The organism is Thauera linaloolentis 47Lol = DSM 12138, assembly GCF_000310205.1.
GTDB classification, from domain to species: Bacteria; Pseudomonadota; Gammaproteobacteria; order Burkholderiales; family Rhodocyclaceae; genus Thauera; species Thauera linaloolentis.
Map to the genome: position 1 here is coordinate 24,645 of NZ_AMXE01000001.1, position 17,058 is coordinate 41,702.

General features: G+C 60.7%; 15 protein-coding genes. 9 read left to right on the top strand and 6 right to left on the bottom strand.

Translation table 11 applies throughout. The features are described 5' to 3' along the window. Positions 1 to 30: 30 nt before the first annotated feature. The 6 genes from C666_RS00105 (at position 31) to C666_RS19430 (ending at position 8,365) form a co-directional block, all read left to right on the top strand. Positions 31 to 1,698, top strand: a complete 1,668-nt coding sequence (locus tag C666_RS00105; RefSeq protein WP_004332263.1) for an asparagine synthetase B family protein — start codon at positions 31 to 33, stop codon at positions 1,696 to 1,698. 34 nt (positions 1,699 to 1,732) lie between these two features. Next, positions 1,733 to 2,974: a pyridoxal-dependent decarboxylase, exosortase A system-associated gene (locus tag C666_RS00110; protein ID WP_086013341.1), complete on the top strand. Its 1,242-nt coding sequence runs from the start codon at positions 1,733 to 1,735 to the stop codon at positions 2,972 to 2,974. Between the two features lie 43 nt (positions 2,975 to 3,017). Then, a complete protein-coding gene (locus C666_RS00115; RefSeq protein WP_004332267.1) occupies positions 3,018 to 4,166 on the top strand; it encodes a VanZ family protein in 1,149 nt (382 codons plus the stop codon). Between the two features lie 70 nt (positions 4,167 to 4,236). Beyond that, complete coding sequence (locus C666_RS00120; RefSeq protein ID WP_004332269.1) at positions 4,237 to 5,823, top strand: MBOAT family O-acyltransferase; 1,587 nt, start codon at positions 4,237 to 4,239, stop codon at positions 5,821 to 5,823. A gap of 7 nt (positions 5,824 to 5,830) precedes the next feature. Beyond that, positions 5,831 to 7,063, top strand: a complete 1,233-nt coding sequence (locus C666_RS00125) for a hypothetical protein (protein ID WP_004332271.1) — start codon at positions 5,831 to 5,833, stop codon at positions 7,061 to 7,063. Between the two features lie 132 nt (positions 7,064 to 7,195). Continuing rightward, entirely contained in the window at positions 7,196 to 8,365 is a 1,170-nt protein-coding gene (locus C666_RS19430; RefSeq protein ID WP_004332274.1) for a carboxylate--amine ligase, read from the top strand. An 84-nt stretch (positions 8,366 to 8,449) separates the two neighbouring features. On the opposite strand, the gene C666_RS20235 is transcribed toward C666_RS19430, so the two are convergent. The 4 genes from C666_RS20235 to C666_RS00145 are packed head-to-tail and all read right to left on the bottom strand — an operon-like array spanning position 8,450 to position 11,046. Then, the gene (locus C666_RS20235) at positions 8,450 to 9,085 is read right to left on the bottom strand and encodes a tetratricopeptide repeat protein (RefSeq protein ID WP_028792184.1); all 636 of its coding nucleotides are present in this window, start codon (positions 9,083 to 9,085) and stop codon (positions 8,450 to 8,452) included. Positions 9,086 to 9,113: 28 nt separating this feature from the next. Further along, positions 9,114 to 9,968 (bottom strand): hydrolase 1, exosortase A system-associated, encoded by an 855-nt coding sequence (locus C666_RS00135; protein WP_004332279.1) that lies wholly within the window; start codon positions 9,966 to 9,968, stop codon positions 9,114 to 9,116. Next, on the bottom strand, positions 9,965 to 10,801 hold the full coding sequence (locus C666_RS00140) for a hydrolase 2, exosortase A system-associated (RefSeq protein WP_028792185.1): 837 nt from the start codon (positions 10,799 to 10,801) through the stop codon (positions 9,965 to 9,967). Before C666_RS00140 ends, C666_RS00135 begins: the two co-directional genes overlap by 4 nt. Next, the gene (locus C666_RS00145; protein ID WP_004332283.1) at positions 10,798 to 11,046 is read right to left on the bottom strand and encodes an acyl carrier protein; all 249 of its coding nucleotides are present in this window, start codon (positions 11,044 to 11,046) and stop codon (positions 10,798 to 10,800) included. The genes C666_RS00140 and C666_RS00145 overlap by 4 nt, the downstream gene beginning before the upstream one ends. A 156-nt stretch (positions 11,047 to 11,202) precedes the next feature. Here C666_RS00145 and C666_RS00150 point away from each other — a divergent pair, with 156 nt between their 5' ends. The 3 genes from C666_RS00150 (at position 11,203) to C666_RS00155 (ending at position 14,720) form a co-directional block, all read left to right on the top strand. Beyond that, positions 11,203 to 12,450, top strand: a complete 1,248-nt coding sequence (locus tag C666_RS00150) for a glycosyltransferase (protein WP_004332286.1) — start codon at positions 11,203 to 11,205, stop codon at positions 12,448 to 12,450. Positions 12,451 to 12,500: 50 nt separating this feature from the next. Continuing rightward, positions 12,501 to 13,154: a GNAT family N-acetyltransferase gene (locus C666_RS19435; protein ID WP_211206693.1), complete on the top strand. Its 654-nt coding sequence runs from the start codon at positions 12,501 to 12,503 to the stop codon at positions 13,152 to 13,154. A gap of 123 nt (positions 13,155 to 13,277) precedes the next feature. Further along, positions 13,278 to 14,720 carry a lipopolysaccharide biosynthesis protein gene (locus tag C666_RS00155; RefSeq protein WP_086013340.1) on the top strand — a complete coding sequence of 481 codons (1,443 nt, stop codon included), beginning with the start codon at positions 13,278 to 13,280 and terminating at the stop codon, positions 14,718 to 14,720. A 26-nt stretch (positions 14,721 to 14,746) separates the two neighbouring features. On the opposite strand, the gene C666_RS00160 is transcribed toward C666_RS00155, so the two are convergent. Together C666_RS00160 and C666_RS00165 are read right to left on the bottom strand one after the other, a co-directional pair. Next, positions 14,747 to 15,697, bottom strand: a complete 951-nt coding sequence (locus tag C666_RS00160; RefSeq protein WP_004332292.1) for a polysaccharide deacetylase family protein — start codon at positions 15,695 to 15,697, stop codon at positions 14,747 to 14,749. A 6-nt stretch (positions 15,698 to 15,703) separates the two neighbouring features. Beyond that, positions 15,704 to 17,050, bottom strand: a complete 1,347-nt coding sequence (locus C666_RS00165; protein WP_004332294.1) for a putative O-glycosylation ligase, exosortase A system-associated — start codon at positions 17,048 to 17,050, stop codon at positions 15,704 to 15,706. Between the last annotated feature and the right edge of the window lie 8 nt (positions 17,051 to 17,058).

A 17,058-nucleotide genomic window follows, 5' to 3' on the forward strand; every position in this document is an offset into this window, starting at 1 on the left:
GGTGCAATCGGCTACCGAGCCGACGTAGCGGTGTTCCAGGAAGACGGGCGCCTCTGCCTCGCGCTCGGCACCCCCCGCTTCAAGGACGCCGCCCTGCAGCAGCTCCGGGAGCAGCGCGGCGTGGCCGCCGCCTGGGTACAGGCCTTCCGCACGCACGGCGACGACGCCCTGAAACAGGCGAGCGGTCGTTTCAGCGTCATTCTGGTGGAGTCGGACGGACGGCAGGCACTGCTCGCCACCGACCGCTTCGGCACCTGGCCCGTGTGTTATGCCGAACATGATGGACGCCTGCATTTCTCCGACCGTGCCGACACCGTCCCCGGCGTTCGCCGGCAGGTTTCGCCACAGGCGGTGTTCGACTACCTTTTCTTCCACATGATTCCTGCGCCCACGACCATCTTCGAGGGCATCTACCGGCTGCCTCAGGGTCATCTGCTCAAGTGGCAGGACGGCAAGGCGGAATGCCGGCGCTGGTGGCAGCCGGTCTTCGAAGAAAGCACCAGCCCCGATCTCGAGCAATCCAAGGCGCGCTTCCTGCAGATCATCGAGGATGGCGTGCGCCACGAGGCCGAAGGCGTCGAAGTCGGCTGCTTCCTGTCCGGCGGCACCGACAGCTCCACGGTCACCGGCATGCTGTGCAAGGTGCTCGGCCAGCCTGCCCGCAGCTATTCGATCGGCTTCGATGCCAGCGGCTACGACGAGATGGAATATGCGCGCATCGCGGCCAGGCGCTTCGGCGCCGACCATCGGGAATACTACGTCACGCCGGATGACCTGGTCGGTGGCATTCCGCTGGTAGCCACGCACTACGATCAGCCCTTCGGCAACTCCTCGGCCCTGCCGGGATGGATCTGCGCCACGCGCGCGCGCGAGGATGGCATCGACAAGATGCTCGCCGGCGATGGCGGCGACGAACTCTTCGGCGGCAACACCCGCTATGCCAAACAGCGCGTGTTCGGCTGGTACGAAGGCGTGCCCGGCCTGTTGCGCCGCGGCCTGCTCGAACCCACGCTGTCGCTGCCGGGCATGGATCGCATCCCGCTGGTGAAGAAGGGCGCGAGCTACGTCGAGCAGGCGCGCGTTCCGATGCCCGATCGCATCCACATGTACAACATGCTGGTGCGCCTCGGCATGGACACCGTATTCGAACCCGACTTCCTCGCCCGCATCGATCTCGAACAGCCGAAACGTGAACAGCGCGAAGTCTGGCAGGCGACCAACGCCCGCTCGCACATCAACCGCCTGCTCAACTATGACTGGAAGTACACGCTCGCCGACAATGACCTGCCCAAGGTCATCGGCACCACGCAACTGGCCGGTGTCGATGTGGCCTTCCCGCTGCTCAGTGACGAACTCACGGATTTCTCCACTACCCTGCCGCCGGAATGGAAGCTCAAGCGGCTGACCTTGCGCTGGTTCTTCAAGGAGGCCCTGCGCGGCTTCCTGCCCGACGAGATCATCGCCAAGAAGAAGCATGGCTTCGGCCTGCCCTTCGGCGTGTGGGCCTGCCAGCATGCAGGCCTGAAGGCGCTTGCCACCGACGCCCTGGGCAGCTTCCGCAATCGCGGGATCGTCCGTCCGGCCTTCATCGATGCGCTCATTTCGACGCACCTTCCGGCCCACCCCGGCTACTATGGCGAGATGGTGTGGATCCTGATGATGATGGAATTCTGGATGCGTGAGCACGTACCCGATTGATTTCCTGCCTCCCAGCAACGACACGAATGCCGACATGACCGAAGCCCGCCAAGCCCCCGTCCACACCCCGATGTCGCAGTTCCGGACCGAAGGGAACGAACTCCTCATCAACGGCCAGCCCATCAGCCGCATCGCCGCGCGCGTCGGACGCACGCCGTTCTACGCTTACGACCGCGGCCTGCTAGACGCCCGCGTGGCGCAACTGCGCGCCGCGCTGCCCAAGGCGGTCAAGCTGCACTACGCGATGAAGGCCAATCCCATGCCGGCGCTGGTGTGCCACATGGCAAAGCTGGTCGATGGCATCGACGTGGCCTCGGCGGGCGAACTGCTGGTTGCGCTGGATGCCGGCGCCGCCCCCCACGAAATCAGCTTCGCGGGCCCAGGCAAGACGGAAACCGAATTGCTTCAGGCCGTTGCCGCCGGCATCCTCATCAACATCGAATCCTTCCGCGAGTTGCCGCTCCTCGCCGCAGCCCAGCACGCACTGGGCCTGCCTGCGCGCGTCGCGGTGCGTGTCAACCCGGACTTCGAACTCAAGTCGTCGGGCATGAAGATGGGCGGTGGCCCCAAGCAGTTCGGCGTCGATGCCGAACAAGTGCCGGAACTGCTCGCCGCCATCGGCAGCGCCGGGCTGGCTTTCGAGGGCTTCCACCTGTTCGCCGGATCGCAGAACCTCAAACCCGAAGCCATCGTGGAAGCCCAGCAGAAGAGCTTTGCGCTCGCCTGCCGGCTGGCGGAGCACGCGCCCTCCCCGGTGAAATTCCTCAACCTCGGCGGTGGCTTCGGCATTCCCTACTTCCCCGGCGAGCAGCCGCTGGACCTCGCCCCCATCGGCGCCAACCTCGCCGCCATTGCCGAAGAAGCCCGCAGCGCCCTGCCCCAGGCAGAGATCGTCATCGAACTCGGCCGCTATCTCGTCGGCGAAGCCGGCCTGTACGTCGCCAGGGTGCTCGACAAGAAGATCTCGCGCGGCCATGTCTACCTCGTCACCAACGGCGGCCTGCACCATCACCTATCGGCATCGGGCAATTTCGGCCAGGTCATCCGCAAGAACTATCCCGCGGCAATCGCCAACCGGATGAATGCCGTGGTCCTGGAACCCGTTTCCGTGGTCGGCCCGCTGTGCACGCCGCTCGACCTGCTCGCCGACCGCATGAACCTGCCGAGCGCCGAGCCAGGCGACCTGGTCGCCATCTACCAGTCAGGCGCCTATGGCGCCAGCGCCAGCCCGCAGCGCTTCCTGGGGCACCCGGCAGTGACGGAAGTGCTCATCTGAAGCTCTGCCGGGCCAGGACACGGGACACAAGCGGACGACAGGGATGCTGGCTCTCCTGATACTCATTTCCGTATTGATCGGCTATGGCTCGCTATATCCCTTCGATTTCTCCCTGGGCGAGAGGGGGCTGACCGAGGTCAGTACCTTCTTCACCCAGCCGGATCTACAGATGAGCCGCGGCGATCTGGTCGGGAACCTACTTCTGTTCGCACCCTACGGCTTCGTAGCGGCGTCGATGGCCGGAACGCGCAAGCACCACCCTGCCTCAGCGCTCGCGGTCCTGCTTGGGCTTGGAGGATCGCTGGCACTGGCATTACAGATCGCCCAACTGTGGCTGCCAAGCCGCGTCCCTGCACTTGGCGACGTATTCGTCAACATCGCCGGCATGCTGCTTGGCGTCACCGCCGCGGGGCTGGCACGCCGCCTCATGCCGTCGCTGCCCGGCAACCGAAAACCCCTCATCCCCCTGGGGCTGGCGCTTTCGTGGCTCGCTTATCAGTGGTTCCCGTTCGTGCCGACGCTCGATCTGCAGAACATCACCAACGCGCTGAAGCCGCTGCTGCTTTCGCCACAGTTCGATGCACCACGCACGCTGCATACAGCCGTCGCCTGGCTCGCGTTCTTCAAACTGTGGGACATCATTGCAGCCGGTAGAACATCCAGCCTGATGCTCGCCGCTGTGGGCGTATTCATTGTCGGCGCAAAAGTGCTCATCGTCGGTGCAGGCATCTCACTCAATAATGTCCTCGGGCTGGGGCTCGCCCTTGCCTTTCTGCGCTGGCGCAATGCGCCCTCGGCCCTGCCCGTGCTGCTCATCGCCATGCTGCTCAGCCTCTTTCTGTCAGGGCTGGCCCCCTTTGCCATCCAGAGCACACCCGAAGCATTCCACTGGATTCCATTCACCGGCATGCTCGAAGGCGACATGGGCAACAACCTCATGAACCTGATCGAGAAGACGTACTTCTACGGCGCACTGATCCTGCTCATGGCCAGGCACGGCGCCCACCCGGTTCCGGCCTCCATCGCCGTTGCAGGCTGCCTCATCGCGGTCGAGGCGGCCCAGATCTTCATTGCAGGCAGAACGGCGGAGACGACCGACCCGGTTCTCGCGCTCATCCTGGGGTTCGTGATTCAGCTTGGCATATCAAAGCGGTCGGCACACCACACACGACGCCCGCCGCAAAGCTACTGACAAATAAATCCCCATCGGCGATCATCACCTGCCCACCACCCAAGTACGGTAACCATCGAGACACAGGCTGATGCTGTTCAACTCCTACGAGTTTCTTTTCCTGTTCCTGCCTGTCACCTTCGCTGTCTATTTCTGGGTTGCGCGCAAAGGACGCGAGCCCGCCATCGTCTGGCTTGTTTTGGCATCTCTGTTTTTCTATGGATGGTGGAAGCCGGCCTATCTATTGCTGCTACTGGCATCAACGGCCGCCAACTTTGGCTTCGGCCTGATTCTGGGGCAATCTCACCGACTTCGCAAACCCGCTGCGGGCAGATTCTGGCTGACCACTGGCGTCGTCTTCAACCTGGCATTACTGGGCTATTTCAAGTATGCAAATTTTGCCGTCGACAGCCTGAACGCTATTGCGAATACCCATTTCCATCTGGAAACAGTCATTCTGCCACTGGCAATATCATTTTTCACCTTTCAACAGATTGCATATCTCGTAGACGCCTTCCAAGGCCAGGCACGAGAGTACCGTTTCGCTCACTACGCACTATTCGTCACATTCTTCCCCCAACTCATCGCCGGGCCAATCGTGCACCACCGCGACATGCTCCCGCAATTCATGCAGCCCGGCGCACTCAGCCCACGGACCCAGCACATCGCGATCGGGCTCAGCATCTTCGCCCTAGGCCTGTTCAAGAAAACCGTGCTGGCCGATGGTGTCGCCCAGTACGCTACTCCGGCCTTCAGTGCCGCCGCCGCAGGCGATTCGCTCACATTTTTCGAGGCATGGGGCGGCGCATTAGCCTACACATTGCAACTGTACTTTGACTTCTCCGGTTATTCCGACATGGCGATCGGCGCGGCTCGCTTATTCGGCATCGTGCTGCCGGTCAACTTTCATTCGCCCTATAAGGCAACCAACATCATCGAGTTCTGGCGTCGCTGGCACATGACGCTATCCACGTTTCTGCGCGATTACCTCTACGTCGCGCTCGGCGGCAATCGCAGCGGCAAACTCAAGCGCTATCGCAATCTCATGCTTACTATGCTACTTGGCGGGCTATGGCACGGCGCGGGCTGGACTTTCATCGCCTGGGGAGCGCTCCATGGGCTCTACCTCTGTATCAATCACGCATGGCGGCACTTGGTCAGCCACATGTTTCCGGCTCCTCTATTACCCCGAATACTCTCGGCATCACTTTCATGGGCACTCACCTTCCTTGCCGTCGTCATCGGCTGGGTGTTCTTTCGCGCCGGCAGCGTCGATGCGGCGGCAGCGATACTCAAGGGTATGGCCGGCCTGAACGGCATCGCTCTTCCCAATGCCCTCGCAGCCCGGCTCGGTAGCATCTGGCCAGTCCTCGAGAGCCTAGGCATGCAGACTTACCTTGGTGGCGGCACACACTTCATACTCAATTGGCTGTGGGTCCTCGCCCTACTCCCCATCGTGGTCGTCATGCCGAACACACAGGAAATCATGCGCGACTTCTTTCCAGGCATGCACCTCCATCACGCAAGACCCGAGAATGAAGTCCATCCCCTGCCAGTAATCAAGAACCAGCTCATCTGGCGTCCCAACTCACGCTGGGCAGTCATCCTCGGCGTACTGGCGGGCCTCGGCGTACTTGCCATGACGAGCATTTCCGAATTCCTCTACTTCCAGTTCTGAAGCTGCCATGGATCATGCACCTCAGTATCGCCGCTTCCTGACCTGGCTCATCGGCAGCTTCGTTGCCATCTGTTCCTTGGCTGCCGGGATCAACTACGTCATCGATCCCTATGGGCTATTCGGGACGGCCCGCATCGACGGCCTGAACGCCCGAAAGCCCGCAGCAGGAGAGCGTGTTCGCACAACCAAACCCTACATGGCGACAGCCCTTGGCCCGATGACCGTCATCGCAGGCAATTCACGCCCGGAACTCGGCCTCGACCCCCAGAGCCCATGCTGGCAGGAAGACGACCAACCCGTCTTCAATACCGGCATCCCCGGCGCCAGCTTTTATATGCAAACACAGTACGCCAAACACGCACTCTCGGCGGGCAGAGGAAAGAAAGTGCTACTTGGTGTTGATTTCCTCGATTTCCTCATTGACACCTCTACCCAGTCCTCCATGCCCCCGACAGACTGGGCGAGCCTGGCAACGAGCTATGCCGGCCGGCTCGACATTCCCAACGAAAGTGCAGGTGCCTGGCAAGAGATCAGTACCCAGGCACAGGACAAGCTGAGTGCCCTCTTTTCGCTCAACACTCTCGCCGACTCACTCTTCACCACCGTCCAACAGCGCGCTCCCTTCACAACCGACCGCCGTGCCGACGGATTCAACCCCGGACATGACTACGAGGCAATCATCCGCAGCGAAGGGCAATACGTGCTGTTCCAGCAAAAAAACGCCGAACTCATTGCACGTCTAAGCAGACCGGGGCTCGGGCTCTTCATTGCCGGCCGAGCACACTCTGAGAGCCTGGAAGCGCTGAGAAACTTTCTCGCCTGGGCACAGCGCGAAGACGTTGAAGTAAGCCTGTTCATCAACCCCTATCACCTGGACTATCTGCGGACCATTCAGGCTGCGGGCCTATGGCCTGCATTCGATGACTGGAAACGGCACATCACCCGGATCGCCAACGAATTCGGCACCCCATTGTGGGATTTCAATAGCGTAGACGCCTATTCCAGCGAAACACCCCCAGGACGCGGCGAACGTGGCGCAAGCATCCACTGGTACTGGGAACCCGCCCACTACAAGCGCGAAATGGGGGAGTTAATGTTGGCGAAGTTGCTGGGAAGAAACTGTGCAACTGAAGACCTCATGTCCTCTCCTGGCACGCGCCTGTCCGCCGAAGGGCTCGAACAGCATCTCGCCAGACTTCGTTCAGGCTGGCCAGATCCCCAGGCCTCCCCGGCACGGTAGAGCTGAGTCAGTCCCCTGATGCGCCCACCAGGCACAGCATAGTTTTCTTCCACACCAGTTGAAGTCGCTCCGATCACGACACCCGTGACAGAATAAGAGATACTCCACTCTGACTGATACCAACGGAAAAGCATGTCGAATACCCACTCCCCCCCCGGCGCCATCGTTGTGGGCCTGTGCGCCCATGGCATTGGCATGGTTCGCAGCCTGCATCGTGCTGGAGTGCGCGTCATCGCACTAGAAGCAAATCCGACCTTGCCGGGCATGCGCACCCATTGCGCTGAAATACGCATCGTTCCTGACATAAACAACGAAGGGCTTATCGATGCATTGGTCGCGCTAGCCAAGGACAAACCTGACAGCCAAGGCGACGTCCTGCTGCTCACAAACGACAAAATGGTCGAAGTGGTCGGCAGACATGCAGAAGTTGTTTCTCGTCACTTCAAGTTGAGTTGGTGTCATGCCACGGCATCGCTTGTTCCCTTACTGGCAAAAGATCAAATCGAGGCCCGGTGCCACGACACGGGCCTGAACTACCCGGCGTCCATACTCCTGACTGATTTTGACGAGGCGCCGCAAAAACTGGCCAGCCTTGGATTTCCGGTCATTGCCAAACCCATCCGCCCCGTATCCGCCTTCAAGACACAGGTTTCCGACTCAACAGATGCTTTCATGAGCGCACGCACACGCATGGAAGCCAGCATGCCAATCATTGCGCAGGAGTTCATCGAAGGCGATGATACGACGATCCGTTTCGGAGCACTCTATCTCGATGCAGGGCGAATACTGGCGCGCTTTGAAGGCCGGAAGTTGCGCTCTCGCCCGATGGGCCATACTACGATCGCAGTCTCGGAGCCCAACGATGAAGTTCATTCTCTGGTTTGCAAATTCTTCGAGGGACTGAATTTATCCGGCCCAGTGTCACTGGAACTCAAGCGTGATCCTGCAGGCCAGTATTGGGTCATCGAACCTACAGTGGGGCGAACAGACTTCTGGGCAGGTTTGTGCGCGGCAAATGGTGTGGACCTCACACTACTTGAATACGCGTCCACTGCGAAGCTGCCGCTACCTGCAACAATGCAGCGCAAAACCCACCTTTGGGTAAACGGCGAGCGCGACCCTGGAGCCTTATTCTGGCTATTATTCAAGGCTCCTCAATACCTTGTCGGCAAGAGGATAGAAGGAGTCTACTTCGACTTTCACGACAAAGGTCCATTTCTCATTTCAGCGTGGCGCTTCCTGGCGGACATCCCTAAACGGGCCATTCGTCGCTCATTACGCATACTCAGGAATCCAGGGTGAGCCGAATGCAATGCGCACGCCTGTGAGTCCGAGCACCCCGGGCAGACAAGCAAAACGCCTGACACCCGCGGGAAGCCCGGATATTCATTGAGCTTCCCGCCACTTGCCCATGCGCTTTAACTTATCCCTTAGTCCTAGCAGCGGAAAACCCGCCGCATAGGCACGGTGCGCGCTTTGCAGCGCCTTCTCGTGCTGCCCGGCATCCAAGTAAGCAAGCCCAAGATTGTACTGAATATTTGCATCGCTCTCATCGAGAGCAGCACCCTGCTCGAGCTTTGCAATGGCCTCTCCGCTCTTACCGCTTCTTAGCAGGAAGATTCCATGCAGCACCTTGACCATTGCATCATCCGGCCTAAAAACCTCGGCGCGTTGAAACCAGCATGAAATCGAATAGCGAGACCCTGCTGGAGTGCTTCTCTTTTCCTTTCTGCCCAAGTCCATCATCGCTTTCAATGCACGATGGTGATTTGGCGAGGCACGCAGTGTGTAATCGATGTCGCCCCCAGCAGTCGTACTCGTCCGGCCACGTTCCAGACTCTCGATTTGAGGCGTGAAGTGCACTCTTTCAACGATCACCAATTCGCGGGTCTGAGTACGATAGTCGAACGGCCCGTACGCATTCGCAAGCTCGCCGCATTCGGGCGAAAGCATCTGCCCATAGGCGACCGGACATGAGACACAAAGCACAAGCGCCAAAGGCATCGCCAAACCGTACTTCATTTCAGTCCATCTCCCATTCGAACGACAATCAGAACTGTCCGGCGATCCTGCCGCACCAATCAGCCGACAGGTCGGCCACTTGCCCCCTGTACTCTGCGCTGGAGAAAGTGTGATCGGCTTCCGCAAGATGCTTGACCGTGTTCGCATCGAGCAGTTGCGCCCATATAGCATCGCCACGCCATACCTGCTCGAACTCGCGGGCCACATAATCCCTCCCGCTCAGCACGAACAGCACCGATAACCCAGCCTGCCGCAGCCCTGCCAACATCCGTTGGGGCAAATCACCTCCCGCGGCTCCGTCTGCGTCACCAGACGCACGCGCCCGCCCCAGCGCCGCCGACAGGCTCGCAGCCGACTGCCCGACACGAACGCCACCACTCAGCAGCTTGAGCCAAAAGGCGCGGGAGAAGAGCCGCTTCAGGTAGTAGTGCTTGAGATAGGTTTGAGCCTCACCCTGGGCTGTCCTCACCCAAGGATTCAACAGCACCAACCCGCGGACACGCTCATCGGTCGGAGCATAGAAGCATGCCGCACTGGCACCATCACACAGCCCCCATAGGACTACGCCGCGCAATTCGGGCACCTGGCGGCAGAACCCATCCACCGCTGCACGCACATCGTCATTCAGCGCTTCAAAACTGCTGGGGGCACCGGAGGCGTCACCCATTCCTCGGTAATCGAAGCGCATGCAGGCCATCCCATGCCCTGCAAGAGCACGCGCCAGCAAAGTGAACTGGCGATGGCTTCCCACCCGATACTGCGGGCCGCCAACGATCACGAGTACCCCGAGCGGCCCAGCCTCCCCCTCGGGCCGCGATACCACGCCCACGAGTTCATCCTTGCCGCATTCGAAGAGGAAAGCCTCATCACGTACCGCTGTCATACGAACCGCTCCAAAGCCACTAGTGAACGTTCGATCAGCGCGGGGACTTCTTCGATTTCCTGCGTCTGCCAGAAAGCGCTTCCTTCGACCACGTCGGCCGTCACATCCGCGCCGGCCTGCACTCCGCTTTCGACCAGGCGTGCAAGCCCGGGCGACACAGCCTGTCGGTCACCACTTACTACTTCCAGTAGCACAACTGGCTCAGCGATGGCAGCAGCATTCAGGCACACTGCCGCTCGCTCCATGCCTGCCACAAGGCCGGAGGCAAGTGCATAACCAGCCACTTCCACCGTCTCACCGCGCTGCATTGCATCGCGCAGTGCGGCCATCGCAGCACGGGCATCGGATTCGGCCAACATCTCGCTCGCGGCCTTCAGGCGCAGAAACTGGGTGAGATGCTGCTTGCCATTGGTCACCGGCTGCCATCCCAACCAGGCTGCGCGCGTTCCACTCGACGCAAGCCAATCACTCACCAGCAGGCTTCCGGCCCTCAGGCTCCACAAAGCCGGCATCAAGCCAAACCGCTCCTTCAGCCAGCCGTATCCCAACCCGACGTCGTTCACCCAGGCCTGCCACGAAGCGTCGCCGAAATCCCCCGCGCTATCTCCACACCCTAAGCAATCGAGTTGCAGCACGGCCCAACCGCTCTCGGCGAAAGCACGCGTGGCAAGCGCTACCATACGGCGTGATTTGTTCAGCTCTTCGGCAAACGGATGCACAAACAAAAGAGCCCCACGCGGCGCCCTCGACGGCATGGTCAGCAAGCAGAAACGGCCACCGCCCGGAGCGGGCATGAAGAATGCATCGCGCCGAAGCGCAGCAAGCCCCGTCAAGCCAGCTTGCCCTCGACGAAATCCACCAGGGTGCCAACGGTGGCAAACGACGAACCATCGATCTCGTCATCCTCGACGATGAAGCCAAAACGCTCCTCGAGCATGTTGATGACCCCGACCACCGCCATCGAGTCGAGCTCGGGCACTGCCCCCAGCAGAGGGGTGTCGCGATCGTACGCGAGCGCCCGCCCGCCGAGACTCAAGACTTCGTCGATGACTGCCAGAACCTCTTTACTGATATCCAAAACTCTCTCCTGCCATATGCCTCATAGGCGACGAGGGTGACGGAATCGACATCACCGCCCCTCAACGGATTGCTATTATAGGGGCTTACCCCTAATCCACGGTGGGCGAAAGTCTAAGCCACCACCGGGGCCATACTTTATTACGGATGTCACACGATGAAGCGCTTGTTGATGATCGCCTTCCACTTTCCCCCTCTTGCGGGAAGCAGCGGCATCCAACGCACCCTGCGCTTCGCCCGCTACCTGCCCGACAATGGCTGGGAGCCCATCATCCTCAGCGCCCATCCGCGCGCCTATGAGCGCACCAGCGACGACCAGCTCCAGGACATGGCGCCAGGCCTGCGAGTGGTACGCGCCCAAGCCTGGGATACCGCCCGCCACTTCGCCATCGGCGGCCGCTACATCGGCGCCCTCGCCCGCCCCGATCGCTGGCTGAGCTGGAAGTACGACGCCGTACGCCAAGGCATGCGCCTCATCCGCGAACTGCGGCCGGACGCCATCTGGTCCACCTACCCGATCGCAACCGCCCATCTCATCGGCCTCGCGCTTCATCGGCGCAGCGGCCTGCCCTGGGTGGCCGATTTTCGCGACCCGATGGCCCAGGACGGCTATCCGAAAGACCCCGCCACGTGGCACAGCTTCGCACGGATCGAATCGCAGGCTCTCACCGCGGCCACAGCCAGCACGTTTACGACACCTTCCGCCCTTGCTCTTTATAGGCAGCGCTATCCACAACTCGTCAACAGCACACATCTGCTCGAGAACGGTTACGACGAGGAAACCTTCTCGGCAACAAGTGGGCAAGCTAGCGGTGTGCTGAACCCAGGCAGGCTCACCCTGCTTCACAGCGGGATCGTCTATCCCAGCGAACGTGATCCCAGAACGCTTTTTGCTGCGCTTGAATGGCTCAAGCAATCCGACCTTGAAACCTATGCCCAGCTGCGAATCCGCTTCCGCGCCCCAGTGCACGATGCTCTTCTGCATGAGCTCGCACGTCACCACGGCGTGGAAGACGCAATCGAAGTTTTTCCCGCGATCCCTTATCGTGAGGCCCTCGCCGAGATGTTGCAGGCCGATGCGCTGCTCATCCTGCAAGCAGGCAATTGCAACGCGCAGATCCCCGCCAAGCTTTACGAATACATGCGGGCTAGACGACCAATGCTCGCACTGACCGATCCTGCTGGAGATACCGGGATCACTTGCCGCAATGCGGGCATCGATGCCATTGCGCCACTCGACGACAGGCATGCCATTGCCGCACTGTTGACACGCTTCTACAAGAACCCAAACTCGGGAACACATGCATCCGAGGCTGCAATAATCAATGCGTCACGCCAAGGACGTACACAGGAACTGGCTCGCATTCTGCATGCTGCGAGCAACGTATCCGACAAGAACGCGTGAGCCCATCTAGCGTATGCAAGACGCTGAGTACCCTGGGCGTCGCAAACGGCTTGCTCTATCTGGTGAATCGTACTCTTCAGAAAGCCAGCGGCAACCGCGCGCTCATCGCGCGTTATCATTTTTTTGCCCAGCCTGTCCGGGCCCATACGGAGCCTGCCGTCCGTGCTTCGTCGAAGTCGCTGGTGCGTGCGATCAATCTGGATGACCCCATCGTAAAGGCTTTTCCGCGCCCCCCCCATGTAATCGTCCAGCGCTTCCGAAACGGTGCGACCTGTTTCACAGCAGAGCATGACGGACAGTTTTCCGGTTTCCTGTGGCTAGCACGCAACGCTTACGATGAAGACGAAGTGCGCTGCCGTTATGAACTCGAACCACAAGCGTCGTGCGCATGGGATTACGATATTTACGTGGAGCCCCGATACAGAATCGGCCGCACCTTCGCACGCCTCTGGGATGCTGCAAACGCTCATCTCGCCGAGCAAGGCGTGCGTTGGAGCCTGTCCCGCATTTCCTCGTTCAATGTCGCATCCATTGCCGCGCACAAGCGTCTTGGGATAACGAAACTCTGTTCTGCCACTTTCGTGGTGGTCGGCAGGCTGCAAGTCTCGTTTCTGCCTGCACCGCCCTACATCCACGTCAGTGCTGATGGCGCCAAAACCCCGGTAATACGACTCCAGGCTCCCTCCCGTTCAGAGGCGACATGATTTTTTCGGCGAAATCACCCATCGTCCTCCGGCAAGTGGCTGCCCTCCTCTGCCCCATCACCTAGATACCCCATCATCACCATGCCACCAGTACCCGGCCAGACAACCGTATTCAAGGGCGCAATGCTCTCCGTAGCAATGCGCTGGACAGACCGGCTCATTGGCCTGGTCAGCACCCTGATCCTTGCCCGACTGCTGGCCCCCGAGGATTTCGGGATCATCGCCATGGCCTCCCTGGCCATCGGCCTCCTGGACGTCCTGCTCGATCTCGGCGTAAACGTCGCCCTGATCCAGAATCCCAAGGCGACATCCGCACACTACGACACTGCATGGACGCTCCGGTTGCTGCAGTCAGCCGTCGCCGCCAGCATCATTTTTCTCGGTGCCCCCCTGGCGGGCGAGTACTTCGGCGACGCCCGCGTGATTCCCGTCATGCAGGTTCTTTCGGCAAGCATCATCATCGCCGGCCTGGAGAACATCGGCATCATCGAGTTCCAGAAGAAGATGCAATTCGGACTGGATTTCCGGTTCATGTTCCTGAAACGCATCGTCGGCTTCATCGCGACGATCAGCGCCGCTTTCCTGATGCAAAGCTATTGGGCTCTGGTCATCGGCACCTTGACAGGCAGAGTGATCGGCATGCTGGTCAGCTACCGCATGCACCCGATGCGGCCGCGTATCAGCGTGGAGAAGTTCGGCGAGATCTTTGCTGTATCGCAGTGGATGCTGGTACGCAGCAGCGGCCAGTATCTGGACACCAATCTGCACAAGATCCTCGTCGGACGGCGCGCGGACAGCGCGGTGCTGGGCGGCTACACCCTGGCGGACGAGATTTCTGCCATGCCCTCCACGGAGTTGCTCGCGCCCATCAACCGGGCATTGTTCCCAGCCTTCGTCGCGGCGAAGGAGAACATCGCCGAACTGAAGCGCCTCTTCCTGATGGCACAAGGCGTGCAGACGCTGATCGGCATACCTGCCGGCATCGGGCTTGCAATGGTCGCCCCCGAGATAGTCGGCCTGCTCCTCGGCGAAAAATGGTTGCCCGCGGTGCCATTCGTCCAGATTCTCGCTCTGGTCGGTTCCATCCAGGCCATCACGACCAGCGGCGGCTACGTCTTGATCACACTCGGCCGTGTCCGCCAGATTGCCCTGATCTCCTGGGCGCAGATCGGCGTTTTCGTGATTGGCGCATTCACAATCCTGCCGGACGCGGGCGCATCCGCCCTGGCCATGATGAGGCTCGCAACGGTGACCATTGGACTTTTCACGATCTTCTGGCTGCTGACACGTGCTCTCGAGAGTCTGTCCGCAATCGACATGGCCGCAACGATCAGCCGTCCCATCTTTGGCGCAGCAGCAATGGCGGGTGCCCTGCACCTTCTGGACGAATCTCTCTCCGCGGGCGCTCTACCGCTGCTGATCACGAAGTTGGTGGTTGGTGTCGTCGTCTACACGCTGACGGTCCTGGCACTCTGGGCCCTGTTCGGCCGCGGCCGTGGAGCCGAAGCCTATGTGCTCGAGAAGATCAGGGCCCTGATTGCGGCCCGGCGCAAATCCGCCTCCTGACGAGCGGCAGGGACACACCTACGGCATCATCCACGGCTGGCAGCATTGCGTACCAACCTCATCCCGAACCGGCTCCGCCTTTGATCCCAGGGCGTGAAGCGCCGCAGCTGAAACATGTCGGCGCCCATGCTGCTCGTCCCCCAATGCGTGGAAACGGCCGCATCGAAGCCGATGGAACGGGCCATTTCGACATGCTCCGGAAGATAGTCCTGACCAGGCTTGCCATTGGGATAGGCAAAGAGGCCGATGCGCTCGTTGAGCAGTCCTTGCAGGATGTCACGACTCTCGGCCATCTCCCGACACGCCGACGACGCATCGAGCCGCGCAAGAATCGGGTGGCTGACCGTATGTGCGCCCACCCCCATGCCTGCCGCGCGAAGCTCACGCAACTGTGCGGAGGTAAGCATGAGATCGTCCGGAAGCGCTGCCTTACAGGCTTCCGCCACGTACGCGACGGACTCTGCCCGCTGGGTAGCCGGCATGTGTTTGATGGCAGGAATCGATGCCTCGAGTACAGCCCGCTTGTCCGCCACCGAAACCAGCGGCCGAAGCCCCAGCCCGAGCCAGGACAGATCGATCTGCTGCACGGCGGCATGACGCACCGACTCGATCAGGGTGTCGTTCCACATCCTCCCCCCGTCTAGAAAGCCGGTAGCGATGAAGAAGGTCGCATGCAGACCGTGCTGCTGCAGGATGGGCACGGCATTGAGCCAGTTGTCCGCATAACCGTCATCGAAAGTAATCGCCGCAGCACGTGCGGGCAGTTCTCCCCGTTCGAGACGCCCGACGGCCTCATCGAGCGGCAGGACATTGAACCAGCCGGCAACCCAACGCATCAGTTCGTCGAAACGCTGGCGGTCGACTTCACCGGGAAACAATGGATCCGGTTCGGTCAGCACGCGATGGAAGATCAGGATGGAGAGGCGTGCTCTCCGACCGGCGGGCGACACTGCGGATAGGACGGTACGGATCAACATCTGGATTCACCTCACACCATCGTGAGCCGGATCGGTGCCCGGCTGCCTCGCCCCAGCCGGCGCTTTGGCAGGCTTCCGCAGGCCGATGTACTCAAGCCACGGTACCTGTGGATCACGCTCCCAGCCGCGGGTCTGGACCCATTTTTTCGCAGCGACGACGAGAATCATCATGTTGTAGGGCAAATCGAAATACGACAGGCTGAGGAAGGCCCCGCCAACCGCGTAGCCGACCAGGCTGACCTGGACCATCGCCCCCAGGTCAGCAGCCCATCTCGTTTCTTCCTGGCTTCGGGCATTGCTGCGCAGCCATCCTGCCACCCGGTAGGTCGAGAACCAGATCATGAGAAAGAGGAACAGCCCGGGGAAACCATGGTTGCCAAGCACCTGGAAATAGATGCTATGCGCAGCGCGCACGATGGTTTCGTGCTGGCCGTACAGCAGGAAGAACACCTCGTGCTGGTAGGTCATCCCCCCCCCAAAGAAGTTGTGCTTGGCAACGCCATAGGCGACATGCCAGGCATTGATGCGGCCCATCGCCGACCCATCCTCCTGGTAATCGCTGATGGTGTTCATGCGCTCCCACCAATGCTCGGGCATCATCGGCAGGGCGATCAGCACGGCAAACAACAGCATTCCCCCGATGAGCCCCTTGCGGCTGCTCCGCCACCAGAACATGAGCGACATGGCGCCGATAGCGAGGAACCCCCCGCGCGAATGCGTTCCGATGGCCGCGGCGGCGCAAAACAGCATGGCAGCTGAAAGGCCATGCTTCATCCACGCCGACTTGACCTGCAATTGCAGGAAGTGCAGCAGCGGAATCGTCATGATCAGGGACAGCGCGAACTCATTGTTGTCGTAGATGAACGACCCCGGTGGCCCCCATACCCGAAAATTGCCCCCGGTAAGCACAGTGAATATGCCCCCCTTCACGCCCAGGATGGCCATCGACCCCACCGTGACCCAGGCAAAGGCCATGATGTGCATCTTGTTGATGATCAGCATTCCCGCAACGAAGGTCATGAAATAGATCTTCATGACCTTGTTCCATTGCGTGTAATCCCCACCAGGATCCATCCCGAAGAACCAGGAAAGGGTAATCCAGCAGGCAAACAGGAAGAACCAGACGATCGGTGGCCCCTGAAACGGACTCTGGCGCTCCTTCGTCGTCATCAGGCCGACCAGCGTGACACCGGCAGCAATGGCCGCAAGCGGCGCCGAATAGGCAATCCCCCAGCTGAAGCGGTGTGGATTCATCAGGCTGAGCCAGGTCCACAGCATCACGCCAACCCAGGGGCGGCGCAAAGCGAGAACCGCAGCAACACCGACAATGGCAAGGATCAGCAGATCACGCATCGCTTACG

Bases quoted from the DNA above. Each gene is read 5' to 3' on its own strand.
- C666_RS00165 (WP_004332294.1), bottom strand. From the start codon at position 17,050: ATGCGTGATCTGCTGATCCTTGCCATTGTCGGTGTTGCTGCGGTTCTC.
- C666_RS00160 (WP_004332292.1), bottom strand. From the start codon at position 15,697: ATGTTGATCCGTACCGTCCTATCCGCAGTGTCGCCCGCCGGTCGGAGA.
- C666_RS00135 (WP_004332279.1), bottom strand. From the start codon at position 9,968: ATGACAGCGGTACGTGATGAGGCTTTCCTCTTCGAATGCGGCAAGGAT.
- C666_RS20235 (WP_028792184.1), bottom strand. From the start codon at position 9,085: ATGAAGTACGGTTTGGCGATGCCTTTGGCGCTTGTGCTTTGTGTCTCA.
- C666_RS00150 (WP_004332286.1), top strand. From the start codon at position 11,203: ATGAAGCGCTTGTTGATGATCGCCTTCCACTTTCCCCCTCTTGCGGGA.
- C666_RS00115 (WP_004332267.1), top strand. From the start codon at position 3,018: ATGCTGGCTCTCCTGATACTCATTTCCGTATTGATCGGCTATGGCTCG.
- C666_RS00110 (WP_086013341.1), top strand. From the start codon at position 1,733: ATGACCGAAGCCCGCCAAGCCCCCGTCCACACCCCGATGTCGCAGTTC.
- C666_RS19430 (WP_004332274.1), top strand. From the start codon at position 7,196: ATGTCGAATACCCACTCCCCCCCCGGCGCCATCGTTGTGGGCCTGTGC.
- C666_RS00125 (WP_004332271.1), top strand. From the start codon at position 5,831: ATGGATCATGCACCTCAGTATCGCCGCTTCCTGACCTGGCTCATCGGC.
- C666_RS00155 (WP_086013340.1), top strand. From the start codon at position 13,278: ATGCTCTCCGTAGCAATGCGCTGGACAGACCGGCTCATTGGCCTGGTC.
- C666_RS00120 (WP_004332269.1), top strand. From the start codon at position 4,237: ATGCTGTTCAACTCCTACGAGTTTCTTTTCCTGTTCCTGCCTGTCACC.